Raw genomic sequence first — 26,171 nt, 5'->3', positions numbered from 1 at the left:
CGTCTTGTGAACATCAGTGGCGTTGGCAAGAAGTGTTACAAGGACAGCGATGCCCTTGATGTCGGCTTCTTCCTGTCCGATCAGGTCTGGCTGACGGATTACCTTTCGGTCAAGGCGGGTTTCCGCTGGGACAACTGGAACAGTCATTACAGCGCGACAGGTGGCGATACGGCGAAATATCCCGACGTGCATTACGGGCAGGACGAAACCACTTTCAACCCCAGCGTCAGCGTCATGTACACGCCGCGCAGCAACCTGATGGTCTATTTCAACTGGTCGCAATCCACCACGCCGCTGAGCATGTATGTCACCAACAGTTCCGAACCGATGAACGCCAAGAGCCAGAGCGCCGCGCCGGAACGCAGCTCGCTTTATGAAATTGGTGCGAAATACAGTGCTTTTCACGACAGGATCGGCATGACGGCCGCGCTGTTCCGCCTGGACAAGAGCAATTCGATCCAGACCGATCCTTCCACCGGCGACATCAGCGCCACAAGCGATCAGGAACGCAACCAGGGGCTGGAGCTGAGCATTTCGGGCAACATCCTGCCCAACTGGATGTTCTATGGCACGTATGCGCNTGTATGACCCCACGATCACCAAGGCGGGATCGGCGTCCTCCAAACAGNGGGGGGGCAGATCCAGTACGTGCCACACAATCAGGCCACCGCGTGGACTTCCTATGAAATCGCCCCGCGCCGGCCGTGGAACATGACGATCGGCGGTGGCCTGACATGGCGGCAGGGCGTGTGGCTGGATCAGGCCAACACGGCGCGCGCGCCCGCCACGGTGGAATTCGACGCGATGGTGTCGCACCGTTTCAACAATCACTGGAAGGTGGCGATGAATGGATACAACCTCGACAACCGCCTGAATTACGGCAGCCTGTTTTCCAACCGCGTGACGCCTTCCATCGGACGGTCGTTCCTGTTTAATCTGTCCGCCCAATACTGAGGGATGGGCCCGTATCGCACGGGCCCGGCCGACACGGGGATAAGTGGAATGCTGCTGCACGTGCCTGCATTGCTGAATGCCGATGAACTGTCGCGGTGCCAGTCGGCACTGCGGACGGCGCAATGGACAGACGGACGGGAAACGGCAGGACAGCAGTCCGCCAAAAGCAAGAATAACCGCCAGTTGCCGCAGGATTCCCCCATCTGTCGCGAACTGGGGGAGATCGTGCTCAAGGCGCTGGGCCGTAATGCAACGTTCAACAGCGCCGTGCTGCCATACCGGGTCAGTCCGCCCCTGTTCAACCGCTATGACGTCGGGATGTCCTTTGGCGCGCATGTCGATAATGCGATCCGGGGGATTTTCGCCGGCGGCATCCATACCCGCATCCGCACGGACGTGTCGTCCACGCTGTTCCTGTCGGACCCGGACGAATATGACGGCGGCGAACTCATCATGTCCGAACCGGGAGGGGAGCAGGCCATCAAGCTGCCGGCAGGGGATCTGGTCCTGTATGCCACCACGGTCCTGCACCGCGTGACCCCCGTGACGCGCGGGTCGCGCCTTGCGGCCTTTTTCTGGTCACAGTCAATGGTCGCCGATGAAACGCGACGGCGCATCCTTTTCGATCTGGACCTGCAGACCATCACGTTGCGTGAACGGCTGGGCGATCATGACCCGTCCGTGCTGGGACTGACCAACATCTATCACAACCTGATGCGGCAGTGGTGCATCCTGTGACATCGGGCCTGCGTGAACGGCCCTTGGCGCAGGGGCTTGAAAATACGTCGACAGGATAACAGAAGTTTCTGGGTGTCGCCTTTTTTCAAAAAGGCCGCGTTCCCCTGGCATTTTCTGAAAGCAGCTTTCTCGGGAACGTCTTCACGACCTTGCCCTTCGCACAGGCTTCATTCCGCCATCGGGCGGCCGCGTCCCTGCTTGATCCGCGCGCGGCGGGATTTGTCATCCATGCGGCGGCGGCGCTGCGTGCGGGAAGGGCGGGTGGCGATCCGGCGGGTAGGCACGTGCGCGGCCTGCCGCAGAAGGTCGAGCAGGCGTTCGATCGCATCCTCGCGGTTGCGGGACTGGCTGCGGAACCGCTGCGCCGTCAGGATGACGACGCCGTCGCGTGTCATGCGGCTGCCAGCCAGCAGCCGCAGCCGCGCGCGCAGGCGTGAGGTCAGCGTGGCGCAACGCGTGGCATCAAAACGGATCTGGGCCGCGGTCGCGACCTTGTTGACATTCTGTCCCCCCGGGCCGGAGGCATGGATATAGGTCACGACAATATCATCGTCATGGATAACAAGATCGGGAAGGACATGGTACGCCATGGCCGCGTGTAGCATATTCCCGCCATCATGTGGGACAGATGTTCGGTTTGCGGATACCTTCCCCGCATGACGGGCATTGCCCGCCGACGTGGATACGACCACCATGTGAATAACCAAGAACATGGCGGGAGGAACACATGGAACAGGTTACCGATAGCGAAACCGAACAGCTGCAGCAGCTTCTGGCGCAGGCGGCGGAACAGTCCGCGCAGAAGAAGGTGATGCCGGTGGTCAAGATGATCGCCGCGCAGCAGCTGGTCATCATGGAGCTGATGCAGATGCTGGTTGATTCCGGCACGGTGCATGCCGAAGACATCGCCGCGCGCATGCGTCACCTGATGGAACATACCGATTCAAAGGATATGGCGGCCCGTGCGCTGTTCGATCAGGTACGTTCGCGATTTGCCACCCAATAGCGCCCCCTTCCTGTATGCAAAGGTTGTGACGAATGGACGATCATCCCCCCGCCCTGCGTGCCGAAATCGCCGCACTGAAGGCCGAACTGGCACGGCTCAGGGACGCGCTGGCCGCGGCGCAGAAAACCATCCAGGCGCAGAGCGCGCAGCTCCGTCAGGAACAGGCCCAGAAAAAGCGCGTGCGCTGAGTTCCGTTTTCAATTCCCAATCCCACCTTCAACTTCAGGGACAGGACACCCATGTCTGACGCAAACACAAAAGATTCCAGCGGCAATGTCGTCGTCTATCCGACCGTAAGCTGCGGCGCGGAGGCGGTGCAGGATTCCGTGGTGATCCTCGACCTTTTCATGGCGACCTCCCCCGAACACCTAAAATCCGGCGACCGCCGCGTGGTGACCGCCCTTCATCCAGAACAGGCGCGGCATCTGGCGCGTCAGCTGCGCGATGCGGCGGATACGGTGCTCAAGGACAAAGCCATCAAGGATAAGGCAACGTCGTAAAAGGCTGTTTGAAAACAGCCGGTTGATGAAAAATATAAGAGTTTCTGGGTGTTGCCTTTTTTTCAGAAAGGTGACGTCTTCTGAAGCTTTCTGGATAAAAGCTTCACCAGAAACGTTCATGATTTCAGGGGATTATCGGGCCTGTCTTGTCAAACGGATCCAGGCTTCCCCGCGTCATTCAGTCAGCGGGGAAGGACGCGTCGCGCAAGGCCCGCATCCCGCCAAACCGCAGGTTGACGGCCGCCTGCCCGCCCGACAGCGTCGGGACGGTCAGGGTATTGGACAGCGACTCCCTCAGCCGCGCCTGCGAGACGAGGTGGACAATCCCCACCGGGTCATGGGGATAGAACAGGTTGACGAGGCTGCCGCATTCCTCATCAAGCAGCCATGGCCCGATATAATTGTGCGAATTGTCGAGGAAGACGACACTGGCGCCGTCGATATAGACCGCAAGCGCGATGCTGAGCTGGTCCTGCGTGAACAGCGCGCCGCCACGGCGTATGATGGTGTCCTGCCATTTGCGCAGCACCGGCCAGATGGCCGCGTCGCGATGGATGCACATCACCCCGGAATTCAGCAGTGGCTTGGCCCCGATCTGCCGCCGTATGGCAAAGGGCAGCCGGGCCTTGCGCGCGTTCTTGTACAGGAACGAGCGGACCTGCATCCAGCCAGGGCAGATCCAGCGGATCGCGAACATGTCTGCGATTTTCGCGCCGATTTCAGGAACGATGGCGATCCCACCCCCGCGCGCGGCGTCGAACATATGTTCGATGGCGGCGATGTCCTGCACCCATGCGTCGGCATCGATCCAGAGGATCAGGTCGAACTGCGGCAACAGGCGGTCCAGCCACAGCTTGGACAGGTTGATGGCAAGGGTGGGGCGACGGCGCACCCGCCATGACGGCGCACAGTCCGGGACATAGGGGGTGCGCACCATCACCCCGAGATCATGGAGCGTGCGCGCCTGCTGCGGGGTCAGCCCGGCATCGAGGACGCATAATGCCGCATCCGTCCTGTTCCCGATCGACTGGATCAGTTCCATGACTAGGGGGAAATAGCCGCTGTCACATCCCGTGACGATAACCTTGCGCAACCGGGTACTCCTGCCTTGCCCGCCGGCCGGTCATGACAGGACGGACAGGATCAGCATACAGTCATCTTCCTGGCATGGGAAACGGGCCGTCACCTGCTGGCCCATCCCAGCTGGCCCATCCCTGCGGCACCGGCTATCTTCCGGGGCGTGCATGATTAATGATAGGAACCGCACTGATGACAGTTCAAGCAGGGACATCCGCCCGCCTGGGGGAAGATGACATCGTCCCGTCCATCACCGCCGTCATGGAAGGGGAGGGTGATCCGATTGCCAATGCCGCAAATATCGCGGCCATCCTGTTCGAGGGGCTGACAGACATCAACTGGGCCGGTTTCTATTTCCTGCGCGGCGGACAGCTGGTGCTGGGGCCATTCCAGGGACGCGTGGCCTGCACCCGCATCGATATGGGAAAGGGGGTCTGCGGTACGGCGGCACGGCAGCGCGCGACCATCGTGGTGCCGGATGTCCATCAGTTCGAAGGACATATCGCGTGTGACGCGGCATCGCGTTCGGAAATCGTGGTGCCGATCATGCGGGCGGGGGAGGTGCTGGGGGTGATTGATATCGACAGCCCCCACGTCGCGCGCTTTACCCCCGCGCATGCGAAGCTGATCGAACAGGTGGCGTCCCTGTATGTCCGTGCCTGTGGTGACGCGACGCCCTGATGGCTTGCCCCCGTTCGCGCGGGCAGGGGATCATCAGGGCAGGCGGGCGAGGTGGCGCGTCAGCAGTTCGTAAAACCCGTCCGCGTTCGCGTCGTGCATGAACAGGGCGTTGGCGGGCCGGTCCGTCGTGTCCCACCAGTCCACCACGGACATGCCGCGCGTCAGCGGATCATGCAGCGAAATCGCGACGTTGACCTGCCGCCCTGCGAACAGGTCCGGCTGCAGCAGCCATGCAACGGTGCACGGGTCATGCAGGGGCGCGCCCGCCCACCCGTATTTGTTCAGGTCAAAGCGTCCCGATGCCTCCAGCATGGCGACCACCGCCGATGCGCACCGGCCCGGCAGCGCACGCAGCCGCGCAAGGCGCGCGGGCGTCGTCAGGCACTGGTGCGTGACGTCGAGGGGCAGCAGCGTCAGGGCGATGCCGCTGCGCAGGACGATATCCGCAGCTTCGGGATCGGCGTAGAAGTTGAATTCGGCGCTGGGGGTGATGTTGCCCCCTTCGCACCGCGCGCCGCCCATCGCCACCACCCCGCGCAGGCGCGTGGCGATATCCGGTGCCTTGATCAGGGCCATCGCGAGGTTTGTCATGGGACCAAGCATGACAAGGTGCAGGCTGTGTTGCGGGGCGTCACGGATGGCATCGATCAGGTAATCGACCCCGTGCCGGGGCTGGACCGGCATCGTGGGGTCAGGCAGGTCGGGACCGTCCATGCCCGTGACCCCATGGACATGGCTTGCGCTGACGCGGGTATGTCCGATCGGGCGCGCGCATCCGGCATGGACGGGAATGTCCGTGCGTTGCGCCAGTTCAAGGATCCTGCACGCATTCCGCGCGGTCTGTTCCACCGTCACGTTGCCCGCGACGGTGACAAGGGCCTCCACCTTCAGCCTGTCGGACGCCAGCGCCAGCATGATGGCGACCGCGTCATCCACGCCGGGGTCGGTATCGATGATGATCCTGTGCGCTGTCATGTGGTCCGCATGCCTTGTAACTACTGTAATCACACTATGACATATTTATTGCGGATGCCAGAAATGGCGTTATCCAGACCTAGTGGTTCATGTCGAAATATACATGTTACAATTCGTAGAACAGATGCCGTATTCTAACGGGTGGTATTTCATATAACCGTAAATGTAAGGCGCATGACATGACGCTGATTACATCATTTTAATATTTAGGACTCAGTCAGAAATGATGAAGAAAATGCTTCTTGCCGCTGCCGTCATGACCGGTCTGGCCGGAACTGCGGGTCACGCGGCGCTGGCGCATGATGCCCCCCCGCCGGGCGAAGGGTGCGGCGGGGGCTGGGGCGGTCACCATCATGGCCATCATATCCTGTCGCTGCGCGGGATTACCCTGACCGCCGCCCAGCACAAGAAACTGGCGGCGCTGATGCACGGGCCGCATCCGGATTTCCGCGCCGATATGGAACAGGAACATACCCTGCGCACGCAGCTGCGCACCGTGCTGTCCACCCCCGGCACGGTCGATCAGGCCAGCCTGACCTCGATCGAGCAGCAGCTGGACGCCCTGCGCCAGAAGCGCGAGGCACGGCATCTGGAGATGGAAGTCAAGATCCACGATATCCTGACCCCGGAACAGCTGGCGCAGATCAAGGACCGTCAGGACAAGATCGACGCCCTGCATGAACAGCTGCATGCCCTGATGGCGCCCCCCGCGCCCCAGAAATAACTTCTCCCGGCATCGGGAAGCGGGCCGCAGGGTTCCGCTTCCCATCCGACAATGGCGCCGGTTGACCTCAACCGGCGCCATTTCTGTTTGCTGGCCCTGCGTCCGGCCACGGATGATCCTGCCATAGGCCACGCCGACAGGAGGCAGAGGCGGGAAGGGCACCCGGAAGGGATGGCAGGCACCGTCTCTACCGTCTGGAATAAGGCAGCGGCCAGATCGGGAACATCTCGGCCGAAGGTCGGCTACCTGTTCGGGGGCGGACCGGAGGGCGGTTCATGCCAGACAATGCCCCGAAAGCCATTCAGAGGCACGATTGGGTCGATATTCATGATATTATCGAACCCGACACATAAATCCGTTTGCCGATGTGCCTTGCGGATCGTGGCAGGGCAAAAGATCCGATCGGGATGCGGAAGCATGGCGGCGTACGCGCCAGCACCACCGCATGGTCCGCAGGCGTGCGATCCATTGCAGTGGTGCTGATGGAAGTCAGGACGGGATTTCTGGTCCGGTCGCCCCGAACGGGGCCTCACGCCCGTAGGGTGCGGGCGCGAAGGGGAATGATGCCTATTTGGTGGTGTAGCCACCGTTGACGAGGATGGTCTGCCCCGTCATCCACCATCCTTCGGACACCAGGAAGCGGACATGCGGCGCGATATCCTCGATATTGGTCAGGCCGGTCTTGCTGAACGCGGACAGGGCGGCGGCTGTCTTGTGATAGGCGACGGCCTCTTTCGATTCCTGTCCGTAGAAGAATGGCGTGTCCATCGGGCCGGGACCAATGGCATTGACCGAAATGCCGCGTGCTCCGTACTCCTTTGACGCCGCGCGGGTGAAATGTTCCACCGCCGCCTTCGACCCGGCATAGGTGGAATAAAACGGCGTATAGGCCCCCAGCAGCGAGGTGACGAGCGTCAGCAGCTTGCCATTGTCATTGAGGTGGATGCCCGCTTCCTTGATGAAGAAATAGGCCGCCTTGGTATTGACCGCGAACATTTCGTCGAATTCGTCTTCGCTGGTCTCGCTGATGGGTTTTTTCAGGACTTTCCCCACCGTGTTGATGGCGATGTCGGGGCGTCCGATGGCATTGACCGTATCCGAAAACAGTTTTGCGGTGGCGGCGGCGGCGGTGGTCAGGTCGGCCTGAAATGCCACGGCCTGCACGCCCGCGGCCTTGAGGTCGCTGAGCGTCCTGTCCGCTTCGGCCTTGGTGGAGGCACTGTTGTAATGGATGGCGATGGCCTTTGCGCCATGCGCCGCCAGATCACGGGCGATCAGTCCGCCCAGGTTCTTGGCGCCCCCCGCGATCAGGACGGTTTTTCCGTGAATGCTGTGGTCGGCCATGATGGTGCCTTTCATTCGTTTCCGATGCTGCCCCGCTGGTGACGGGTGTCATGAAGGAAAGATATCATTTGCGATATCCATATAAAGTTGCCTTTTTCGACAACATATGTCGTAGATAACGAACAAAGCGCCGTGTCGGTGATCGGGAGGGATGGAGGAAATGGACCGGATCGACCTGTTCCGCGTCTTCGCCCGCGTGGTGGAGACGACAAGCTTCACCCGCGCGGCCGGGACGCTGAAGCTGCCGCGATCGACGGTTTCCACCGCCATTCAGGAACTGGAGGGACGGCTGGGTATCCGCCTGCTGGCCCGCACGACCCGCTCCGTCACGCCGACGGCGGATGGCATGGCGTTCTATGAGCATTGCCTGCGCCTGATCGCGGATGTGGAGGAGGCCGAAAACCTGTTCCGGCAGGAGGCGAACACCCCGCGCGGCCTGCTGCGTGTCAACCTGCCCGGCCGGATCGGCAGGTTGCTGGTGGCGCCCAGACTGCCGGAATTCCTGGACCGTTATCCGGGCATCGACATCGAGCTCGGCGTCACCGACCGGGCCGTCAACCTTGTGGAAGATGGCGTGGACTGCGTCCTGCGGATCGGCCCGCTGGAGGATTCCGGACTGATCGCGCGCGCACTGGGCGAACTGCCGCTGATCAATGTGGCCTCCCCCGCCTATCTGGCGCGTCATGGCGTGCCCCAGGTGCCCGCGGACCTGACGCGGCACATGGCCGTCCGTTACGCGTCGCCCTCCACCGCGCGGGTCGAGGCATGGGAATGGATGGAAGACGGCATGCTGCGGACGCTGCCCATGTCCGGCCGCGTGACCGTCAACAGCGCCGAGGCGTTCATTGCCTGCTGTCTTGCCGGGTTGGGGCTGATACAGATTCCCGCCTATGACGTGTCTGACCTCCTGCATCGTGGCGAACTGGTGGAGGTGCTGTCGCAATGGCGTGCCCCGCCATTGCCCATGACGCTGCTCTATCCCCATCGCAGGCATCTTTCACGCAAGATACAGGTTTTCGCCGACTGGCTGGAGGAGGTGCTGCGTGAATGCGCCCGGCCGCTGGCGGGATGAAGGCAGGCGCGTGGCGTCATCCCGTCCGCCACAGGCGTGGCAGCGCGCCATCCCTGCCCTGCACCGGATCGGTTGAGGGGAATGGCAGGCGATTCATGATCGTGATTGCCGCGGGCGGAATCGGCCCGCGCTGCAGGTCGAAATCCTGATCGGGGGGATAGGCCCCCACCACCAGGAAATCATCGCTCGACCCCTCGTTTTTATGGCCGGTGCCTGCCGGCAGGACGACGACATCGCCCGCGCGCACCGTGACCAGACGGGCATCCGGGCCGCCAAGGCGCAGTTGCGCGGACCCCGTTGCTATTCCCAGGACCTCATGCGCGGTGCTGTGATAGTGGTGGAAATCGTAAACCCCCCATCGCCAGCGCGGGGGCCAGCCATTGGCGGTAAACAGCGCCTCCATCCCCGATGCCGGGTCGCTGCCATGGGTGGGAAAGCCATTGCGGTAATGCAGGACTGGCAGGTGCGCATTGTTCGGAACCCAGCCATTGGGCGGCAGCATGAAGGAATCGGGGCTGTTCCGGCTGGTGGCCCCGCGTGCCATGCGGACGCTGCTGCCACACAGCACCAGCCCCAGCATGCCCAGAATTGCCTGGAACTGCCGACGTTGCAGGGTCATTGTGACATTCCTTTCCGGTGCAATGGGACAGTGCCGTTTCCCACGGGTATCCCGTGTGGGGCGTTCACGAATATGGACGCCTGCTGGCGCAGGCGGTTGCATCAGGGGGAACCGTCCGCCCCCGCATGACGTTTCCCCAACATGACGTTTCTCCGGAACCCGGCCCTGACGAAGGTTTTTTTTTTCCGTTCATGGAACGAAAGGGAAGTTCCATTCCACCGGCCCTACGCGTCGCGCGTACGGGGCATGGCGGAAACATCGGGGCCCTGCGTATCCCACAAAAACCACGATATTGATGGAGATTGCGATGACAGGCAGCAAGACGGCCGCGATGAAGGCAGGCGAAGCCCATGTGCGGACCTATCTCGGCACGCCGACGGACCTGAAACAGGATGCGGTAAGGAATATCGCCGCCGGGCTGAAGGAGACCCTGGCCGATGTTTTCGCCCTTTACATCAAGACAAAGAATTTTCACTGGCATATGAGCGGCCGCCATTTCCGCGATTATCACCTGCTGCTGGATGAACAGGGCGAGCAGATCTTTGCGATGACCGACCCGATGGCCGAACGCGCGCGCAAGATCGGGGGCACCACGCTGCATTCCGTTGGCGAAATCAGCCGCCTGACGAAGGTCGCGGACAATGACGCCGAATATGTGACGCCCGAAGACATGCTTGCCGAACTGCGGGAGGACAATCTGGCGCTGACCACCCGGATGCGGGCGGTTCATGCCCTGTGCGACGAAGGTAATGACGTCGCCACGGCCAGCCTGCTGGAAGTGTGGATCGACGAAACCGAACGCCGCACATGGTTCCTGTTCGAGGCCACGCGTCCGGCATTTGGCAGCAATAGCTGATCCCTGCCGCCGGAACCTTTCCCCCAGAACCCTGCCATCAAGTCTGATGCGGTCTCTGTCCCATCCCCACGCCGATATCTGTCGTGGCCGGGGACGATTGCGTCTAGGATGGAGGTAACTGTCGCGCCCGCTGCCGGATCATGGACCCATCCCGATGCTGTCGCGATGCGAGGGGAGAGATTCATGACGGACACGCGGTTACGGGGCGTTTCGGCAGGAAGCGAACGCCTTGGCATGGCCATGGTGCCATGCTCGCTTGGCATGCTGGGGCTGATATCGGGGGAGCGGGGGGTCGTGGCCATCATGATGGGCGATGACGCCGATACGCTGTCCCATGACCTGCGGGCCCGCTTTGCCGGTGCCGAACTGACAGACGATGATCCACAGGCCCGCCTGTATCTGGAGCGCGTCGGCGCGTATGTCGATGCGATGGGGGACGGGGACGCGCCCGACCAGGTGCCCGATCTGCCGCTTGATATGCGCGGCACCCCCTTTCAGCAGCGGGTCTGGGATGTCCTGCGCACTATTCCGCCAGGCGGCACCCTTACTTATGCCGATATTGCGCGACGGCTTGACGCGCCACGGGCCGTGCGCGCGGTGGGGCGGGCCTGCGGGGCCAATGCGCTGGCGATTGTCATTCCGTGCCATCGTGTCATACGCACCGACGGCACGCTGTCGGGCTATCGCTGGGGCGTGGCGCGCAAGCAGGCCCTGCTGGACCGCGAAGCGGCCAGCGTGAAGGAATGCGGCATGATTCGCGGACAGGGCTGATTGTCTTGTGGCGGTCTTTGCGGCATGAGGGGCGCTGCTGGAAATTCATTCTTGTTCGTTGATAGGTCTTCACATGTCACAGTACACCCCCGTTGGTCTTGGGGACGGGAACACACCCGTCAGGGCGCTGACCCATTCGGGGAACTTCCACCTTGACGAGACACTGGGCTACGTCATCCTTCATTACGCACTGGCGCCCGGTGGCGACCTGCGCGGGCGCGTGCTGGGCGAAGGGACGCCGGACAGGCTCGGTTTCGAACGGACGCGTTCCCCCGAACGCATCCGCGCGGCGGACATCGTGTTTGACGTCGGCGGGGTCTATGACCCGGCAAAGGGACGTTACGACCACCACATGAAGGACAAGCCCCTGCGCGAGGACGGAACGCCCTTCAGCGCGGCGGGCCTGCTGTGGAAGGATTACGGCATTGCCGCGATCCGCAATATCCTTGGCACCCCGGTGGAAGACAGCGTGGCCGAGGCCATCTGGCAGGCCGTTGACCGGTCGATGGTCCTGCCGATCGATCAGGACGACAATGGCGTCGTGAAGCTGGAGAAACTGTCGCTGGCGGATATCGTATCGGCCTGCCGTCCGACATGGGATGCGGCCGAACTGTATGGCGCACAGGAAGCCCGCGCGCGAGAGACGCTGGGTTTCGCGAATGCGGCGGTGGCGGTCGCGTCCCATCTGGTGAACACGGTCGATCGTGTGCGCGCCAGCCTCAAGGCGACGGACCGGGTGCTCGCAGCTTATGAAGCGGCGCAGGACAAGCGCATTCTGGTGATGGATACGGGCATGCCCACCGAAAAGGTGATTTTCGAGCATGACCTGCCCGTCGTCTATGTGGTGTCGCCGGCGGGATCGGGGCGCTGGAACGTAAAGGCGGTCCCGCCCGTCCGTGGCGATTTCGGACAGCGCGTTTCATTGCCCGAGGCCTGGCGTGGACTGGAAGGCGAGGCCCTTGCCAGTGTATCGGGCGTGCCCGACGCCGTGTTCGCCCACCCCGCGCGGTTCATCTGTGGCGCGGGAAGCCGCGAAGGCGCGCTGAAGATGGCGCGTCTGGCGCTGGAGATCGACGAGGCCCTCAAGGGCGCGTAACACCAGCCCCGACCGCCCGGATCGGGGATTGCCCCTGACCCGCGCGGTGGTCAGGGGATTTCGCGATGCCTGCCCCCGTCAGCGCAGGGGGACAGGTCGCGCGGCAGCCATTACGATGCGTCGCGCCATGCGCCGACCGCCTCAATGCCGGTGGCAAGCAGGGAGGCGGCGCGTTCAGGGCTGTCGGCCTCCACATAAACCCGCAGTTCCGGGGCATTGCCGGACGGGCGCAGGTGAATGACTTCCCCGCTGTCGAATGTCATGCGCAGGCCATCGGTGTGGTCCACGTGGGACAGGTTGCCACAGGCCTTCGTAAAGCCGAGTGACGTGGCGCCCCGGGCCGGGTTTTCGGCAAGCTTTGCAATATGGGCCCTGCTTTGGGCCGTGGGCATTTCCACCAGGCGGTCACTCAGCGTGAAACGCTGCGGCAGGGTGGCGACAAGGCCCGCGAGGTCCTTTCCTGCCCTGCGGGCCGCGACCAGCGCGCAGATCATCGGCAGGATGGAATCCCGCGTGGGCAGGGCCGCAAGTGTCCGCTCCCCACGCTTTACATCACTGGCGAGGAGGAAGCCGCCATTGGCTTCATAACCGACGGAGGGCACGAATCCCGCATCCGCTGCCTCGGTCATGGCCGCCACGACGAAGGGGGAGCCGATGCGGGTGCGGCGGATATCCTTTGCAAAGCCGGATTTTTCCAGCGCGGTATTGCTGCTGACGGGGGTGGTGACGGCAGCCGCATCAAGGAAACGCGCGGCCAGAATGCCCAGAACATCCCCACGCAGCCAGTTTCCGGCCCGATCTGCCAGCAGGGGACGATCGGAATCCCCATCCGTTGTCAGGATGGCGTCCAGTTTCCCGTCGGCAGCCCATTCACGCGCCAGCTTCGCATCCTCGGGGCGGACCGCCTCGGTATCGACGGGAATGAAGCTGTCCTTGCGGCCCAGCGGAACGGCTTTGCCGCCCAGCGCCTCGACGATTTCAACAAGGACGTCGCGTCCCACGGCGGAATGCTGATAGACGCCAAGCGTCAGGCCCGACAGGGCGTCCGCCCCGAAAAAATCGCGGTAACGCGCGACAAAGCCGGGAACGACATCGGTCTTTTCCGGCAGTTCGACAGGCGCGGTCAGCGCGCCGTCCGCATCGAACCATCCGTCAGGAAGTTCGACGTCCTGTTCGCGCATGGCGGCCTCATCGGTCTTGAGGAACTCGCCCCGTGCGCGGTTGAACTTGATCCCGTTCCGGTCGGCCGGGATATGGCTGCCCGTGACCATGAGCGAGGGAATGCCCCGCGCAAAGGCATGCAGGCACAGGGCGGGGGTCGGGACATAACCGCAGAAGACCGGCACCCCCTTCATGTATTCGATGGCAGCGACGCAGGCCCGTAGGATGCGCGGCGTGCTGGGGCGTAGGTCACCCGCCACCGCGACGTGTGTTCCCGGCGCGAATTCCCCAAGGCCCGCCAGATGTTTGAGATAGCCCACCGTATAGGCGAAGCAGACGGAATCCTTCATTGCGGAAACAAGGCCGCGCGCACCGCTGGTGCCAAAAGCGACACCCGACTGCTCCATCCATTGGGCTATTTTCATGAGCGTTTCTTTCATCCTGCTTATGTCGTGCGGGGGATTTTATCACATCTTCCCACGCTGCATATTTATGAAAATCCATTTCATTCCATAAAGATGCGTACGCCGATGTGCCCCATCGCGCGTTCCGGTCCGGAGGCAGTCATTGGGACCGGGGCTTTGAATTCCCGGGACCTTGCCGTTGTCAGGAAATCTCCTGAACCGGCCGTGCGGCCAGTCTGTGTCCGGAGGTCGTGGTAACAAGCAGCATGAAGGCGCAGAGCATGGCGACGAAGGCAAATATGCTTCCTTCCGGTCCCACCGCGCCCCCGGTTATCAGGCTGGACCCGGTTGGCATGAAGTCAAGAAGATGCCCCTGATCGAGATAACCGCTGCCGGCCGCGCCAAACAGCGGCGCGCTCGCCCAGTTCCAGCCGGTATGATAGCCAACGGACCACCAGACCGACCCTGTCCGGTACACCGCATAGGCCAGCAGCACGCCCTGGAAGAACAGGCGCGCAAGCCAGATCCAGCTTGCCCCGGGATTGCCGAGGTGAAGGGCGGAGAACATCAGCCCGGAGACGATTGCGGCGCCCCCACGCCCGACAAAGCGTTCCGCGACCAGCAGGACGGCCACCCGACCGAACAGTTCTTCGCCCGTTGCCCCGACAAAATCAAAGACCAGCCAGCCGCTGCCATATGACAGGGCGGACAGCGGAGACTGCGCCGATACCGCGACATCGGCGCTTCCGGTTGCCATGATTGCAAGGATCGCGCCGGTCATGACGGTCAGGCCGATTGCCAACCCAATGACTGTCAGCCTTCCCATCCGGGGACCGAGCAGCGGAAAACCGGCTATCGGGCAATTCAGGATTGCGCAGACGCCTGCAACGACAGGCAGGTCCATCAGGAATCGGACCACCATCAGCAATGCATAGGGCAACAGCTCCATCTCGTCCCGGGCTGTCGTGTGAAGGCCGAACGCCTTGGCCAGCGGTTTGTCGATGACAAACGCAAGGTGGTCGAATCCGATATACACTGCGGCGATGAACAGTAGCGCAAGCCAGCTTCGGAGGGACGGGAGCCGTGCAAGGCGCAGAGTGCCCATGCTGAATGTTCCTTTTGTCAGGCCGCGCATCCTTTGGTCCAGACGGGGAGGCGTCTGTCCTTTTATTCTTTCCGTCTGCGTTTTTACTGTGAAATCGTCGGTCTTTGAATCACTTTGGTCGGCTGGAGATTGTTTGGAAATAACGCGTTGATAGAAAATAATAAAAGTTTTTGGGTGCTGCCTTTTTTCAAAAAGGCGGCGTTCTTTGAAGCTTTTTGCGAAAACCTTAACCAAAGACCTTTTTGTAAAATACTGAGAATTTCTGGGGCGATTCTTGACGCGACCTCTTATCATGCCACGGAATTGTCTGAACGACAGACAAGAAGAACGGATAAGGGATCTTTTTCTCTGCTCCAGCACAGTGATTAGACCGGGGGGAGACGCTGGCCTGCTGGATGGCATGATGCGAAAAGAGAAAATATATCCCGATATATCTTGACGTATGATATATCGGGAATTATATCGACAATCATGAAACACAGAAACAGACACGCAGGCGGTCGTAACCGCCAGACTTTCTCTCCCGAAGGCATGGGCGGTGCCGAAGGGCCCCGTCGCCATCACGGTCGTGGCGGGCATCATGGCGGTGGCCGCCGGGGCGGACGCCACCGGTTGTTCGATTATGGCGAGATGCGGCTGCTGGTCCTCTCGCTGATCGCGGAAAAGCCCACTTACGGGTATGAACTGATCCGCATGATCGAGGAAAAATTCGGTGGCAGCTACGCCCCCAGCCCCGGCGTGATCTATCCTACGCTGACATGGCTGGATGAGGCCGGCTATGCCCGCGCAGTCGAGGCCGATGGCCGCAAGAACTATCACATCACGCCGGAAGGCGAGGCGTTCCTTGGGGCCAATCGCGCGGGTCTTGATGAAATCCTGGCCCGTGCCGCGACCGGTGCCGCAGAGGGCAGGGGGGGCCGCAGGGATGTCCCGATGCCGGTCATGCGCGGCATGGAAAACCTGCGCACCGCGCTTCGCCTGAGGCTGCGCAACGGTGGTCTCGATACGGCCGCCGAGGAAAAGATCGCAGCCCTGCTGGACGAGGCCGCGCGGGCGATCGCCCAGCTCTGAAATAGACCGCTCCCGGATATATACGCCCCGGCTCGGTTGCGCTGAAGCACATCCGGGCCGGAAGCTGCCCTGTAACCTTCATGTATTTACCGTGCAGGAAGCCATCCCTTCGGGAAAACATGAACCGGTCGTGGCGGATTATCCATGCGGATACAATGATGTTCCGGAATATCAATAAAATATATCTGGTGCATTTTATAGAATATCTATCATTCGGAAAGCTTTTACTGTCACCGTGAAAGATATTCTGATTCTGTTTGTTACACTATTCGGCCTTACATTTTCAGTCATCTGGCACAACGTATTGTGGGTCGATTTAAAGGATATATCATGAAGCGTTCAATTTTGTTTGCACTCGCCCTTGGCGCCTCCCTCCCGCTGGCGGCTCATGCCCAGTCTTCTGATCAGGGTCAGAGCAGTGAGCAGGGTGAACATCGCGGCCATGGACATCATCATGGCGAGCGTGGTGGCGAAGGCCAGAACGAAGGCNGGCTGGGGTCGCCATGGTGGCGAGGGCCAGGGCGATGGCGGTCAGAATGGTGGTGGCCAGAACGGTGGCGGCTGGGGCCGTCATGGTGGTGGCGAAGGCCAGAATGAAGGTNGGCTGGGGTCGCCATGGTGGCGAGGGCCAGGGCGATGGCGGTCAGAATGGTGGCGGCCAGAACGGTGGCGGTTGGGGCCGTCACGGTGGTGGCGACCGTCATGGCGGCGGCTGGAACCAGAACAACGGTTCCAGCAGCAACAGCTCCAGCTCCAACTGATCCCATCTCCCAGACGAAAGGCCCGGTTTTACGCCGGGCCTTTTTTTTATGTCGGTCATGCCGTCTGCCCGTATGCTGCATTTATTGGACAGGCGACCTTGGTAAGTAAGGAGACGGCCCGGTTCTGTTGGCTCGTGATCATGAAGCGGCCATGCAATACAGCTGCCGCCACAGTTTCGAGCGTCTGACCTTCACCATCTGACACGACACCGGGTTTACTGCGGGGATGGACTGCACGGCACTGCGTATCTGTAAGATGCCGTCTGTTGTCACGGCGGCAATATGACAACAAAACCGATCCCGGCAATACGGTTTCAGGGGAAATGGCTGTTTTCCGGGAGACTGCCTGAAAACAGCCTGCTGATGAAAACAAAAATTTCGGGTGTCGCCTTTTTGAAAAAGGCAGCGCCTTTCAAAGCTTTTTGCAAAAAGCTTCGCCAAAAACTTTTATGATTCCAGGATGACTTGAAAGTTGGTGTCCGCGGCGGGATTCGAACCCACGGCCCCAGGATTCATCCCACTTCGACTTTCGCCGCCGTCATCATGCGATGACGTTCGTGGTCTGGACTGTCCCTTCACCATGGACCCACGGGGGATCGGTAGGTGCTGCCCATCCAGTCTCTACACCTTTCCGGCGCGGGGCCGGACTTGGCTCGGGATCGGCACGGCATCGTTGCCAGAGCGTTCCCCGAATTTGAGCAGATCCGCCACGCGGTTTCCCATCGTGACGCCCAATTTGAAACCAGGAATCCTGTGCTCTATCCTGCTGAGCTACGCGGACACACCGCCCCTGTGTAGCGAACGGACGGAACGGGGGCAAGCGGCAATATGGACTATCCCCGGCGCTGGCGCGCCATTATCCGTGCCTGCGCCGTCAGTTGCGCGATATGGCGCTTGCACAGGACCACGTCGGGGCTTCCCGTCTGCTTGCACGCTAGTTCAAGCTGCTGTGTCTGCTCTGCCGCCTGCATCAGGGCCGGGGCACTCCATACTGAAACGGCGCGGCCAAAAGCGTCCGTGCGCCTGAAGAAAACCGGCGGCCGCAATCCGGCCATGGCTTCGGCGCGGCCCTGTCCCGAATCCATCGCCAGACGCACCCGGCGCAGGCGATGGATATGCGACAGAAGGGCGCGCGCGACGGCAATCGGCGTCATGCGGTCCGTGGTCATGGCGCGTTCAATGGCCAGGTCGGCCGCGGCACGATCCCCCACCATCGCGGCAAAGGCTGCATCTTCGAGGGAGACACTGGCCGCGTCGCCAATGCTGGCGCGGACATCGTCCAGCGTCAGGCGCCCACCTTCCCCGGCGAAAAGGAACAGCTTTTCCACCTCGGCGCGTGTCGCCGCGCGATCGGGGCTGGCGCGTTCGGCAAACCATGCCAGGGCATCGGGATCAATCTGGACCCCCAGCGCACCAAGCATCTGGCGGATGCTGCCCTCCAGCGCGCGCCCTTCCTCCGGATAACAGGCGATGACGGCGCAGTTGGGGGCCTTTTCCAGAAGGGTGCGCAGCCTGGAGCGGGATTCCAGTCCCGGCGCCTCGATGATGAGCAGCGTATCGGTCTGCTGCGCCAGACACTCCTTCAGGGTGGCTGTCAGGCCGTCGCGCCCTTCGCGCACCCAGACGACGCGACGTCCGCCCACCAGCGACAGCGCCGTGCATTCTTCGACAATGCGGTCATGGGCATCGCGCCCAAGAATGGCGACCCGGAAGGGATCGTCCAGCTGGGGCGTGATGACCTGCGCCGCCTGTGTCGCGCGTTCGCGGATCAGGCCGGCATCTTCCCCATGCAGCATCAGGACGTGCCACGCCCCGGGATCACGCAGGGTGGAGGCAATCGCGCGGGGGCTAATCTTCACTGGTTTTCGCCGTTGCCGCCGATGCTGACATTATCAGGCAAGTCAGACCCGACACTGGTTGAGGTGCTGGTGCTGTTCTGGTCATCCAGCTGCGAATTCGACCGTCCCGTCGCCAGTGCGGGCAGGCCGTCGGGGCCGGGACGCTGCGATGGCATCTGGTTGTTGTCGACGTTCGGCATGGAATCCGGATCAATGAAGCGCGGCTGGTTCTGGTCCGCGTCCGAACCGTCCGTTGCGGGCTTCGCATGGGTGCGGAACCATATGGCCACCTGCTGGGTGATCTCTTCGGCCATGTTCTTGGCGACGCGGGTGCGCACGGTTTCCAGGTTCAGCGACAGGGCAAAATACTGTTCATAGGTATTGTTGACCCCGTCGATGATGTTCGCGTCCCCCTGCGCCAGCAGGTGGGGGGTCGCGCCGATGGTATAAAGCTGCCAGTGGGCAAAGGCGGTGGTGCGCGTGCGCCCGCTGGTATTGTCGGAATGGATGTCCACCGCCTCGTTCATCATGTAGGTGCGGATGCTCAGGCTGTAGCGGGTGGGGTTTTCCGGCCCCGCCCCGCCCAGATCCTGTTGCAGGAACTGCCGCAGCTGCTGGCCATAGCGTTCGGTGATGCGCGGGACATAGACCTGCTGCAGTTCTGCCGCGACATCGGTCACGGTGGGCCGTCCATCGGGGCCAAGATGCTTTCCTGTCGTCTTGTACATGGGCGAGAAGCCGCAGCCACCCACCATGACCAGCAGGGCGGCGGCGGCAAGCGACCGCAAACGGGAACGGCAGGAAAGGCCGGGCATCTATTTCGCGATCACGAAATTGACGATGCGCCCCGGCACGTGGATGCGCTTGACGATCCGCGCGCCTTCCAGCAGGCGGGCCACATTCGGCTCGGCCTCGGCCCGGGCGATGACATCGTCGCCGGCCATGTCCGGCGGCACCGCGATCGTGCCGCGCAGCTTGCCCATGATCTGCACCGCGATCGTGACTTCCTTCGCGGCAAGCAGGGCAGGATCCGCCCTGGGCCATGCGCGTTCGACCACGGCCACGCCACCGGGTTCCAGCAGCGCCATCATGGCTTCGGCCTGATGGGGAACCATCGGCGCGCACAGCAGGCACAGCGCCAGCGCGGCTTCGCGCCGGGCAAAGGCGACGCCTGCCTCGTCCGCGTTCCTTTCCGCGTCGGACAGCGCCGACGTCAGTTCATGCAGGCGCGCGACGGCGACGTTGGGGCTGAAACCCTCCAGCGCCTCCGTCACGGCGGCGATGGTGCGGTGGGTGGCACGACGCAGCGTATCGGCGGCCGGTGCGACCTGCGCGGGGCAGGTGGCCTCCGCCGTGGTCTGTGCCGCAACGGTGCGCACGACCCGGAACAGGCGCTGCAGGAAACGCGCCGCCCCAGCCACGCCGGATTCCGTCCATTCCATGTCGCGTTCCGGCGGGCTGTCCGACAGGACGAACCACCGCGCGGTGTCCGCGCCAAAGCGTTCGATGATCGTCACGGGGGCGACGGTATTGCGCTTGGACTTGGACATCTTCTCGACACGGCCCACGGTGACCGGCGCGCCGCTGTCGCGGCGGACCGCGCCCGTGGCCGTGCGTTCGACCTCGTCGGGATACAGCCAGTTGCCCGCCGCGTCGCGATAGCTTTCGTGGTTGACCATTCCCTGCGTGAACAGCCCGGCAAAGGGTTCGTCCACGTTCAGGTGCCCGGTTTCATGCATGGCCCGGGTAAAGAAACGGGCATAGAGCAGATGAAGGATCGCATGTTCGATGCCGCCGATATACTGATCGACAGGCAGCCATCCGTCGGCTGCCGCGATCACGGTCGGCTGGGCCGCGTGCGGGGCGGTGAAGCGGGCGAAATACCACGAACTGTCAACGAAGGTGTCGCAGGTATCCGTCTCCCGCGTGGCGGGCTGGCCGCATCTGGGACAGGCGACATGTTTCCATGTCGGGTGGTGTTCCAACGGGTTGCCCGGCCGGTCGAACGTGACGTCCTCGGGCAGGACCACCGGAAGCTGATCGTCAGGGACAGGCACCGCACCGCAGGAGGCACAGTGGATGATGGGAATGGGGCAGCCCCAGTAACGCTGCCGCGAAATGCCCCAGTCACGCAGGCGCCAGTTGACCACCCCGCGTCCCACGCCCAGCCCCTCGAGACGGGCGATCGCCTCCTTCTTGGCGGTGGGGATGTCGAGTCCGTCGAGGAAGGCGGAATTGAACAGCGTGCCCTGCCCGTCGGTGGCCTTCGTGGTCACGCTGAAGGTCTGCGGGTCCGCGTCGGGCGGCAGGATGACGGGGATGAAGGGCAGGTGGTACTTGTTGGCGAAATCAAGGTCGCGCTGATCCCCGCAGGGGCATCCGAATACCGCGCCCGTGCCATATTCCATCAGCACGAAATTCGCGATCCAGATGGGGAACGACCTGTCCGGCATGAAGGGATGGGACACCCGCAGCCCGGTGTCGAACCCACGCTTTTCCGCCGTCTCAATGGCCTCTTCGGAGGTGCCGAGGCGATGGCATTCCGCGATGAATTCGGCGGCCTGCGCATTCCTTGCCGCGACCTTGGCCGCCAGCGGATGATCCGCTGCGATGGCAAGGAAGGACATGCCGAACAGGGTGTCGGGACGGGTGGTGAACACCTCCACCGAATCAAGGTCCACGTCAAAGCCCGCCGGCGGTTCATGCAGGCCGAAGCGCACGCGCGCGCCCTCCGACCGGCCGATCCAGCGTTCCTGCATCGTGCGCACCCGTTCGGGCCAGCGCGGCAGGTGCGACAGCCCGTCCAGAAGCTGCGGCGCGAATTTCGTGATTTTCAGGAACCACTGCGACAGCTGCTTCTGTTCGATCAGCGCGCCCGAACGCCAGCCGCGCCCGTCGACGACCTGTTCGTTCGCCAGGACGGTATTGTCCACCGGGTCCCAGTTGACCCAGCTTTCGCGCCGTTCCACCAGCCCCGCGGCCAGCATGTCGAGGAACAGCTTCTGCTGCTTGCCGTAATATTCCGGCAGGCAGGTCGCGATCTCGCGGTCCCAGTTGAAGGAAAAGCCCAGCTGCTTGAGCGTCGTGCGCATCGCGGCGATGTTGTCCATCGTCCACTTGCCCGGATGCACGCCGCGTTCGCGCGCCGCATTTTCCGCCGGCAGCCCAAATGCGTCCCAGCCCATCGGGTGCAGGACGCTGAATCCCTGCGCGCGCTTGTACCGCGCGACGACATCGCCCAGCGTGTAATTGCGCACGTGCCCCATGTGGAGCTGCCCCGACGGATAGGGGAACATCTCCAGCACGTAATATTTCGGGCGGTCGGCAGGGGGGACGTCGGGCACGTCAAAGACGCCGCTGCGTTCCCATTTCCCCTGCCACAGCGGCTCGGCTGTGGAAAAGTCATAGGCGGCGGGCGTGTCGGCGGAGGGATGGGAATCAGTCATCGTGGTCATGGTCCGGTGCGCGAGGAATCAGTTCGAGTGGCCGCTATCGGCACGCAGCTGGCGCGCACGGGTCAGGATCTTGGAGGTGATGTCGGAAACCGTGTTGGCGGCGACCGGGGTATCGACCCACTGGTTGTCCTGCTGCACCTGGCGGAACACCGAAACGCGCACGGCGTCGGAACGCAGGTCGCTCGACAGGATGAAGCAGGTGATCTTGAAACGCTCGTTCTGCGTGGCGGGGGGCGTGTACCAGTCCGTCAGGATCACGCCGCCAACCGCGTCCGCCGATGCGAACGGCATGAAGGACAGCGTATCGATCGCCCCGCGCCACAGGAAGGCGTTGACCCCGCTTTTGGCCAGCTGGTCATTGCCGCCGGTGGCCCCGCGATCTTCCTTCAGCAGCTTGTTCTGGGGCCGGGCGAGGCCGCTTGCGTCGTGCGGGCCGCTGGAGCACGCGGCCAGCAGGGCGCCAAGCATCAGGATCGGCAGGCCCCTGCGCGCCACGCGGCGGGAGGAGTGGCAAAGGGCGGCGGAAAATGGCGGACGAAGGGTCATGATGCCTCTATGGACGTCGGGGATGGCCCCCGCATGTGGTATTTCGGCCCCGTGCTCCCCGTCCCGTCATGAGATGCCGGAACGATCGGCCACGGTCCTGCCTGTGTCGATGTGCTGTCCTTCATATCCCGCCACGCCGGTCCCGCCAAGTCACGCGGCGACTTTCTGTGCCGCCATCATGACGGGGATGCCTGCCGGGTCGTGGCATGGATCATGGCACTGCGGCGTCGATGATAGTACCTATGTATCGTCCCGGCCCCACGCGACATGGCGGCACGGGCATGGACACACAGACATGACAGGGAGGATCCGCAGGCAGGGTGCGACATACATTCATCACGACTTCCGACATTATGAACATCATGGCCGTGACGCTGGGGGTGCTGTCCTGTCTGGGTGGCATGGCGGTGCCTGCGGCATCCGGATGGGCTGCCCCGTCCTCGCCCGCGTCGGCCGCGCGTGCCGCCGACATGGTGGCGCGCATGCGGCCCGAGGAAAAACTTTCGGTCCTGCGGGCCTTTCCCGCCCCGCAGGCAGAAGGAAACGACGCGGGCGCGGGGCTGCTGACATGGCCCGGCGTGCCGCGGCTTGGCCTGCCCGCCCTGCGCATGCCCCGTTTCGATGACCCGCATCCCCCTGCCTCCGCCATGCCGCAGCTGCCGTTCCTCGCGCTTGCGGCAGGCTGGGACCCCGCGCTGGCCCACCGCGCGGGCGTGCTGCGCGCGCATGACGAATGGGGACGGGGGCGGGCGATGGTCCGTGTCGGTGGGGTGGACCTGCTGCCTTCGGGCCGCCTGCAGGCGGGCGAGGACCCGTTCCTTGCGGGGGTGACGGCGGGCATGGTCGCGTCGGGACTGATGGCGGGACATGTCGTGCCGGTCTTTGCCGCCCTGCGGGCGGAAGAACAGGGGCGCGGCGACGGGGTCGTCGCCCTTCCCGCCACGTTGCCCGCCGCGGTGGGGCAGTTCATGAACACCAGCATGATGGGGCTTTCCGTCGCGCTGGAAACCGCGCGGGGCGGGGCGCTTGCGTGCGGGGGGATGATACATGCCTGCGGCGCGCTGTCGGGGCTGGCGGGCATGTTGCGTGACCAGTGGCATTTCGGCGGCATGCTGATGGCGATGCCCGGCACGCTTGCGGGAACGGATGGCGTGCCCATGCCCCCCATGACGGCCGTGGGCGATGGTGTGGACATGGAACAGGCGCAGGGGGCGGACGAAGGCGTGTATGCCGCGCCCCTGCGTCGCGCGCTGGCCTCCGGCGCGGTGCAGCCCGCGCGTGTTGACCAGATGGCGCAGCATGTCCTGACGTCGCTGTACGGAACCGGGGTGCTGGACCATCCGCCGCCCTTCACGCGCGACAGGAAGGCCGCCCCGGCGGGTCCCGCACCGGTGGAGGGGCTGATGGCCGATATCGGGGCCGAAGGGATGGTCCTGCTGCAGAATGAAAACCAGGTCCTGCCCCTTGATGACCGCAGCGGGCCTGTCCTGCTGCTTGCGACGCAGGATCTGGCCGGGCCGCTCGCCACGCTGGGCGAGGCCCTGCGGCATGATGGCGTCCGGGTCAGCCAGAGCATCGTCAGTCGCGGCGCGCCGCCCCCGCCGCAGGCGTCACAGGTCGCGCGGGTCGTGATGCTGACGGACCGGGACGCGGACAATGCGTTCATCACCGCGCTGGCCGATCTGGGCGGTCATGTCGTGACCATCATGATGTCCGACAGCCCCGACCGGGCGATGCCGTGGCTTGATGTGGTGGACAGCGTGATCCAGGCATGGTCATGGCATGACGAATATGCCGCCCCGCTGGCGGCCATGCTGACGGGGACGCGCGATTTCTCCGGCCATCTGCCGATGACGTTCACGGGGGGATTCTATCCACCCGGCATGGCCTATGCCGATTACCATGCGTTCGAAAGCGCCCACATCGCGCCGCTGTTCCCCTTCGGTTATGGCCTGTCGGTGGGTGGGGAGGTGTCATATGGCGACGTGCACGTCACCCATGAGGACGCGACGCATCTGGGCGCGGCCTTCAGCGTGACGGATACATCGGACCATCCCGTGCGCGCCGTGGCGCAGCTTTACCTGACCCCCCCGCCCGAGGCCGGAGGGGTCAAGCGTCTGGTCGGATGGCGCAGCATCGCGCTGACGCCCGGACATGCCGCGCATGTCAGCATCCCGGTCGATCCCCACCTGCTGGGGCAATGGGACGCCACCGCAGGGACATGGTCGGTTCCCGCCGGGACCTATACCTTTTCGGTGGGAAGTTCCGCCGTCATGCTGATGCATCAGGCCAGCGTGCGGCTGCCGGCGCTGCATGTGCCCGCAATGCTTGAAAACCTGCCGTCGCCTACATCCCAGGGCGAATGACGATGCACAGCAGCCCCTGGTTCTTCAGGCTGGAACACGCCCTGCCTGCCGCCGCCTGCGACAGCCCCGCCAGACGCGCGCGATAGACCGGCGTCCCGCGCGCGCTGGTGACCGGGATCACCATGCTGCGCGCGCCCTGCAGGGTGGCGAAATCCCCCTGCCGCGCCATGGTGGTGGCGAAACGGGCCTGCCCCTCGGTGGAGAAGGCGCCCACCTGCACGCTCCACGCGCCGTAATTCACTCCCGCGCCGGCGGATGCCGTCACGGTCGTGGCGGTGCAGCGCGCCGACGGATCGTACGCCGCGTCCGGGTCCTGCACGCAGCGCGTCGTTGCCTGCGCGGGTGGCGTGCGGGTGGGCGCGGGCGGGTTGAGGGTCGCGTACTGCAGGACGGCATGCTGGTTACGCCCGCCCAGCGCGACCGGCGTGCGCGTTACCGGCTGTCCCGGCCCGGCATAGATCGCCAGCGGGCCGCTCAGCGCGACGGAATTGCCAAGGTTTGGCGTGATGATCCGCAGGTAGCGCACGGTCTGGCTGGGCAGGGGGCGCCCGTCCTCCAGATAGTCGTTGAGGCGTTCGATCCCGGCATTGTAGGCCGCAAGGAAGCCCGGCGCGCCATACAGTCCGTACAGGGTGCGGATATAGGCGGTGCCCGCAAGGATGTTGTTGCGCGGGTCGTACGGGTCCGATCCCAGATGGTTGCGCTTCTGCATGTCGCCATAGGTCTGGGGCATCAGCTGCATCAGCCCCATCGCGCCACTGGCGGACGTGATGGGATGGCCGTCCATGTATTCATGGCCGCCCGATTCCTTCTGGATGACGGCGCGGATCCATGGCTGGGGCACGGCAAAACGGTTCGATGCCTCCTCGATATAGGGCTTCCACGGATCTTCGGCCGGTCCCGGCGCGCGATAGGCGCCGCTGCTGGAATAATAACGCGAATAGTGCGAGGTGCCCTTTGGCGCGTTGGAGGCGCATCCCGCCAGCGCAAGGGCCATGCAGCCCGCAAGGGCGATGGCACGGGGGGCGGAAGGGAAAACGGACAGGGGCGA

Annotated in this window: 25 protein-coding genes and 1 pseudogene; 14 read left to right on the top strand and 12 right to left on the bottom strand. The window is 63.4% G+C overall.

Going from position 1 to position 26,171, the window contains the following annotated elements:
* The first annotated feature begins 6 nt into the window (after positions 1–6).
* Together NJLHNGOC_RS16380 and NJLHNGOC_RS10825 are read left to right on the top strand one after the other, a co-directional pair.
* Positions 7–954 (top strand): annotated as a pseudogene (locus NJLHNGOC_RS16380) (TonB-dependent receptor).
* Positions 955–1,002: 48 nt separating this feature from the next.
* The gene (locus NJLHNGOC_RS10825; RefSeq protein ID WP_113596356.1) at positions 1,003–1,692 is read left to right on the top strand and encodes a Fe2+-dependent dioxygenase; all 690 of its coding nucleotides are present in this window, start codon (positions 1,003–1,005) and stop codon (positions 1,690–1,692) included.
* Positions 1,693–1,859: 167 nt separating this feature from the next.
* On the opposite strand, the gene arfB is transcribed toward NJLHNGOC_RS10825, so the two are convergent.
* A complete protein-coding gene (gene arfB, locus NJLHNGOC_RS10820) occupies positions 1,860–2,282 on the bottom strand; it encodes an alternative ribosome rescue aminoacyl-tRNA hydrolase ArfB (protein ID WP_113596355.1) in 423 nt (140 codons plus the stop codon).
* 137 nt (positions 2,283–2,419) lie between these two features.
* On the opposite strand from arfB, the gene NJLHNGOC_RS10815 reads away from it, so the two are divergent.
* The 3 genes from NJLHNGOC_RS10815 to NJLHNGOC_RS10810 are packed head-to-tail and all read left to right on the top strand — an operon-like array spanning position 2,420 to position 3,198.
* The gene (locus NJLHNGOC_RS10815) at positions 2,420–2,698 is read left to right on the top strand and encodes a hypothetical protein (protein WP_113596354.1); all 279 of its coding nucleotides are present in this window, start codon (positions 2,420–2,422) and stop codon (positions 2,696–2,698) included.
* Between the two features lie 32 nt (positions 2,699–2,730).
* Positions 2,731–2,886 (top strand): hypothetical protein, encoded by a 156-nt coding sequence (locus tag NJLHNGOC_RS16005; RefSeq protein WP_165829174.1) that lies wholly within the window; start codon positions 2,731–2,733, stop codon positions 2,884–2,886.
* A 51-nt stretch (positions 2,887–2,937) separates the two neighbouring features.
* Positions 2,938–3,198, top strand: coding sequence for a hypothetical protein (locus tag NJLHNGOC_RS10810; protein ID WP_113596353.1), 261 nt, complete (start codon positions 2,938–2,940; stop codon positions 3,196–3,198).
* A gap of 178 nt (positions 3,199–3,376) precedes the next feature.
* Here NJLHNGOC_RS10810 and NJLHNGOC_RS10805 read toward each other — a convergent pair whose 3' ends face one another.
* Entirely contained in the window at positions 3,377–4,291 is a 915-nt protein-coding gene (locus NJLHNGOC_RS10805; RefSeq protein WP_113596352.1) for a glycosyl transferase, read from the bottom strand.
* A 176-nt stretch (positions 4,292–4,467) separates the two neighbouring features.
* Here NJLHNGOC_RS10805 and NJLHNGOC_RS10800 point away from each other — a divergent pair, with 176 nt between their 5' ends.
* A complete protein-coding gene (locus tag NJLHNGOC_RS10800; RefSeq protein WP_113596351.1) occupies positions 4,468–4,956 on the top strand; it encodes a GAF domain-containing protein in 489 nt (162 codons plus the stop codon).
* Between the two features lie 33 nt (positions 4,957–4,989).
* On the opposite strand, the gene NJLHNGOC_RS10795 is transcribed toward NJLHNGOC_RS10800, so the two are convergent.
* On the bottom strand, positions 4,990–5,931 hold the full coding sequence (locus NJLHNGOC_RS10795) for a nucleoside hydrolase (protein ID WP_113596350.1): 942 nt from the start codon (positions 5,929–5,931) through the stop codon (positions 4,990–4,992).
* 235 nt (positions 5,932–6,166) lie between these two features.
* On the opposite strand from NJLHNGOC_RS10795, the gene NJLHNGOC_RS10790 reads away from it, so the two are divergent.
* Positions 6,167–6,655 carry a Spy/CpxP family protein refolding chaperone gene (locus tag NJLHNGOC_RS10790; RefSeq protein WP_239021473.1) on the top strand — a complete coding sequence of 163 codons (489 nt, stop codon included), beginning with the start codon at positions 6,167–6,169 and terminating at the stop codon, positions 6,653–6,655.
* 567 nt (positions 6,656–7,222) lie between these two features.
* Here NJLHNGOC_RS10790 and NJLHNGOC_RS10785 read toward each other — a convergent pair.
* Positions 7,223–7,999, bottom strand: coding sequence for an SDR family oxidoreductase (locus NJLHNGOC_RS10785; protein WP_113596390.1), 777 nt, complete (start codon positions 7,997–7,999; stop codon positions 7,223–7,225).
* Between the two features lie 160 nt (positions 8,000–8,159).
* Here NJLHNGOC_RS10785 and NJLHNGOC_RS10780 point away from each other — a divergent pair, with 160 nt between their 5' ends.
* Positions 8,160–9,071, top strand: a complete 912-nt coding sequence (locus NJLHNGOC_RS10780) for a LysR family transcriptional regulator (RefSeq protein WP_113596389.1) — start codon at positions 8,160–8,162, stop codon at positions 9,069–9,071.
* A 16-nt stretch (positions 9,072–9,087) separates the two neighbouring features.
* Here the strand turns inward: NJLHNGOC_RS10780 and NJLHNGOC_RS10775 are convergent, their stop codons facing one another.
* Positions 9,088–9,690, bottom strand: coding sequence for a cupin (locus tag NJLHNGOC_RS10775; protein WP_113596348.1), 603 nt, complete (start codon positions 9,688–9,690; stop codon positions 9,088–9,090).
* Positions 9,691–9,997: 307 nt separating this feature from the next.
* On the opposite strand from NJLHNGOC_RS10775, the gene NJLHNGOC_RS10770 reads away from it, so the two are divergent.
* The 3 genes from NJLHNGOC_RS10770 (at position 9,998) to NJLHNGOC_RS10760 (ending at position 12,413) form a co-directional block, all read left to right on the top strand.
* The gene (locus NJLHNGOC_RS10770) at positions 9,998–10,546 is read left to right on the top strand and encodes a Dps family protein (RefSeq protein WP_113596388.1); all 549 of its coding nucleotides are present in this window, start codon (positions 9,998–10,000) and stop codon (positions 10,544–10,546) included.
* 183 nt (positions 10,547–10,729) lie between these two features.
* Positions 10,730–11,317 carry a methylated-DNA--[protein]-cysteine S-methyltransferase gene (locus NJLHNGOC_RS10765; protein WP_113596347.1) on the top strand — a complete coding sequence of 196 codons (588 nt, stop codon included), beginning with the start codon at positions 10,730–10,732 and terminating at the stop codon, positions 11,315–11,317.
* 73 nt (positions 11,318–11,390) lie between these two features.
* The gene (locus NJLHNGOC_RS10760; RefSeq protein WP_113596346.1) at positions 11,391–12,413 is read left to right on the top strand and encodes an MYG1 family protein; all 1,023 of its coding nucleotides are present in this window, start codon (positions 11,391–11,393) and stop codon (positions 12,411–12,413) included.
* Positions 12,414–12,523: 110 nt separating this feature from the next.
* On the opposite strand, the gene NJLHNGOC_RS10755 is transcribed toward NJLHNGOC_RS10760, so the two are convergent.
* Both NJLHNGOC_RS10755 and NJLHNGOC_RS16000 read right to left on the bottom strand, forming a co-directional pair.
* Positions 12,524–13,981 (bottom strand): phosphomannomutase, encoded by a 1,458-nt coding sequence (locus NJLHNGOC_RS10755; RefSeq protein WP_206059775.1) that lies wholly within the window; start codon positions 13,979–13,981, stop codon positions 12,524–12,526.
* A gap of 199 nt (positions 13,982–14,180) precedes the next feature.
* Entirely contained in the window at positions 14,181–15,083 is a 903-nt protein-coding gene (locus NJLHNGOC_RS16000) for a CPBP family intramembrane glutamic endopeptidase (protein ID WP_165837920.1), read from the bottom strand.
* Positions 15,084–15,554: 471 nt separating this feature from the next.
* Between NJLHNGOC_RS16000 and NJLHNGOC_RS10745 the strand changes: the two genes are divergently transcribed.
* A complete protein-coding gene (locus NJLHNGOC_RS10745) occupies positions 15,555–16,154 on the top strand; it encodes a PadR family transcriptional regulator (protein WP_206059771.1) in 600 nt (199 codons plus the stop codon).
* Positions 16,155–17,197: 1,043 nt separating this feature from the next.
* Positions 17,198–17,368 carry a hypothetical protein gene (locus tag NJLHNGOC_RS15995; protein ID WP_165837919.1) on the top strand — a complete coding sequence of 57 codons (171 nt, stop codon included), beginning with the start codon at positions 17,198–17,200 and terminating at the stop codon, positions 17,366–17,368.
* Positions 17,369–17,748: 380 nt separating this feature from the next.
* Here NJLHNGOC_RS15995 and holA read toward each other — a convergent pair whose 3' ends face one another.
* From holA to NJLHNGOC_RS10720, 4 genes are read right to left on the bottom strand one after another with little or no spacing between them, the layout of a single operon-like run.
* A complete protein-coding gene (gene holA / locus NJLHNGOC_RS10735) occupies positions 17,749–18,774 on the bottom strand; it encodes a DNA polymerase III subunit delta (protein ID WP_113596342.1) in 1,026 nt (341 codons plus the stop codon).
* The gene (locus NJLHNGOC_RS10730; protein WP_113596341.1) at positions 18,771–19,568 is read right to left on the bottom strand and encodes an LPS assembly lipoprotein LptE; all 798 of its coding nucleotides are present in this window, start codon (positions 19,566–19,568) and stop codon (positions 18,771–18,773) included. Before NJLHNGOC_RS10730 ends, holA begins: the two co-directional genes overlap by 4 nt.
* Positions 19,569–22,199, bottom strand: a complete 2,631-nt coding sequence (gene leuS / locus NJLHNGOC_RS10725) for a leucine--tRNA ligase (protein WP_206059770.1) — start codon at positions 22,197–22,199, stop codon at positions 19,569–19,571.
* Positions 22,200–22,226: 27 nt separating this feature from the next.
* The gene (locus NJLHNGOC_RS10720) at positions 22,227–22,754 is read right to left on the bottom strand and encodes a DUF3576 domain-containing protein (RefSeq protein WP_113596339.1); all 528 of its coding nucleotides are present in this window, start codon (positions 22,752–22,754) and stop codon (positions 22,227–22,229) included.
* Positions 22,755–23,074: 320 nt separating this feature from the next.
* Here NJLHNGOC_RS10720 and NJLHNGOC_RS10715 point away from each other — a divergent pair, with 320 nt between their 5' ends.
* Positions 23,075–25,120 carry a glycoside hydrolase family 3 C-terminal domain-containing protein gene (locus tag NJLHNGOC_RS10715; protein ID WP_239021472.1) on the top strand — a complete coding sequence of 682 codons (2,046 nt, stop codon included), beginning with the start codon at positions 23,075–23,077 and terminating at the stop codon, positions 25,118–25,120.
* On the opposite strand, the gene NJLHNGOC_RS10710 is transcribed toward NJLHNGOC_RS10715, so the two are convergent.
* Positions 25,101–26,117: a lytic transglycosylase domain-containing protein gene (locus NJLHNGOC_RS10710; protein ID WP_113596386.1), complete on the bottom strand. Its 1,017-nt coding sequence runs from the start codon at positions 26,115–26,117 to the stop codon at positions 25,101–25,103. The two genes, NJLHNGOC_RS10715 and NJLHNGOC_RS10710, sit on opposite strands and share 20 nt — an antisense overlap.
* Positions 26,118–26,171 lie beyond the last annotated feature (54 nt).

The sequence above is a fragment of the Novacetimonas cocois genome (genome assembly GCF_003311635.1).
In the GTDB taxonomy this organism is placed as follows: Bacteria; Pseudomonadota; Alphaproteobacteria; order Acetobacterales; family Acetobacteraceae; genus Novacetimonas; species Novacetimonas cocois.
The sequence above is the reverse complement of the archived record's forward strand: the minus strand, read 5'-3'. Positions and strand labels throughout refer to the sequence as shown.

Bases quoted from the DNA above. Each gene is read 5' to 3' on its own strand.
- NJLHNGOC_RS10825 (WP_113596356.1), top strand. From the start codon at position 1,003: ATGCTGCTGCACGTGCCTGCATTGCTGAATGCCGATGAACTGTCGCGG.
- arfB (WP_113596355.1), bottom strand. From the start codon at position 2,282: ATGGCGTACCATGTCCTTCCCGATCTTGTTATCCATGACGATGATATT.
- NJLHNGOC_RS10815 (WP_113596354.1), top strand. From the start codon at position 2,420: ATGGAACAGGTTACCGATAGCGAAACCGAACAGCTGCAGCAGCTTCTG.
- NJLHNGOC_RS16005 (WP_165829174.1), top strand. From the start codon at position 2,731: ATGGACGATCATCCCCCCGCCCTGCGTGCCGAAATCGCCGCACTGAAG.
- NJLHNGOC_RS10810 (WP_113596353.1), top strand. From the start codon at position 2,938: ATGTCTGACGCAAACACAAAAGATTCCAGCGGCAATGTCGTCGTCTAT.
- NJLHNGOC_RS10800 (WP_113596351.1), top strand. From the start codon at position 4,468: ATGACAGTTCAAGCAGGGACATCCGCCCGCCTGGGGGAAGATGACATC.
- NJLHNGOC_RS10795 (WP_113596350.1), bottom strand. From the start codon at position 5,931: ATGACAGCGCACAGGATCATCATCGATACCGACCCCGGCGTGGATGAC.
- NJLHNGOC_RS10790 (WP_239021473.1), top strand. From the start codon at position 6,167: ATGCTTCTTGCCGCTGCCGTCATGACCGGTCTGGCCGGAACTGCGGGT.
- NJLHNGOC_RS10785 (WP_113596390.1), bottom strand. From the start codon at position 7,999: ATGGCCGACCACAGCATTCACGGAAAAACCGTCCTGATCGCGGGGGGC.
- NJLHNGOC_RS10780 (WP_113596389.1), top strand. From the start codon at position 8,160: ATGGACCGGATCGACCTGTTCCGCGTCTTCGCCCGCGTGGTGGAGACG.
- NJLHNGOC_RS10775 (WP_113596348.1), bottom strand. From the start codon at position 9,690: ATGACCCTGCAACGTCGGCAGTTCCAGGCAATTCTGGGCATGCTGGGG.
- NJLHNGOC_RS10770 (WP_113596388.1), top strand. From the start codon at position 9,998: ATGACAGGCAGCAAGACGGCCGCGATGAAGGCAGGCGAAGCCCATGTG.
- NJLHNGOC_RS10765 (WP_113596347.1), top strand. From the start codon at position 10,730: ATGACGGACACGCGGTTACGGGGCGTTTCGGCAGGAAGCGAACGCCTT.
- NJLHNGOC_RS10760 (WP_113596346.1), top strand. From the start codon at position 11,391: ATGTCACAGTACACCCCCGTTGGTCTTGGGGACGGGAACACACCCGTC.
- NJLHNGOC_RS10755 (WP_206059775.1), bottom strand. From the start codon at position 13,981: ATGGAGCAGTCGGGTGTCGCTTTTGGCACCAGCGGTGCGCGCGGCCTT.
- NJLHNGOC_RS16000 (WP_165837920.1), bottom strand. From the start codon at position 15,083: ATGGGCACTCTGCGCCTTGCACGGCTCCCGTCCCTCCGAAGCTGGCTT.
- NJLHNGOC_RS10745 (WP_206059771.1), top strand. From the start codon at position 15,555: ATGAAACACAGAAACAGACACGCAGGCGGTCGTAACCGCCAGACTTTC.
- NJLHNGOC_RS15995 (WP_165837919.1), top strand. From the start codon at position 17,198: ATGACAACAAAACCGATCCCGGCAATACGGTTTCAGGGGAAATGGCTG.
- NJLHNGOC_RS10730 (WP_113596341.1), bottom strand. From the start codon at position 19,568: ATGCCCGGCCTTTCCTGCCGTTCCCGTTTGCGGTCGCTTGCCGCCGCC.
- leuS (WP_206059770.1), bottom strand. From the start codon at position 22,199: ATGACTGATTCCCATCCCTCCGCCGACACGCCCGCCGCCTATGACTTT.
- NJLHNGOC_RS10720 (WP_113596339.1), bottom strand. From the start codon at position 22,754: ATGACCCTTCGTCCGCCATTTTCCGCCGCCCTTTGCCACTCCTCCCGC.
- NJLHNGOC_RS10710 (WP_113596386.1), bottom strand. From the start codon at position 26,117: ATGGCCCTTGCGCTGGCGGGATGCGCCTCCAACGCGCCAAAGGGCACC.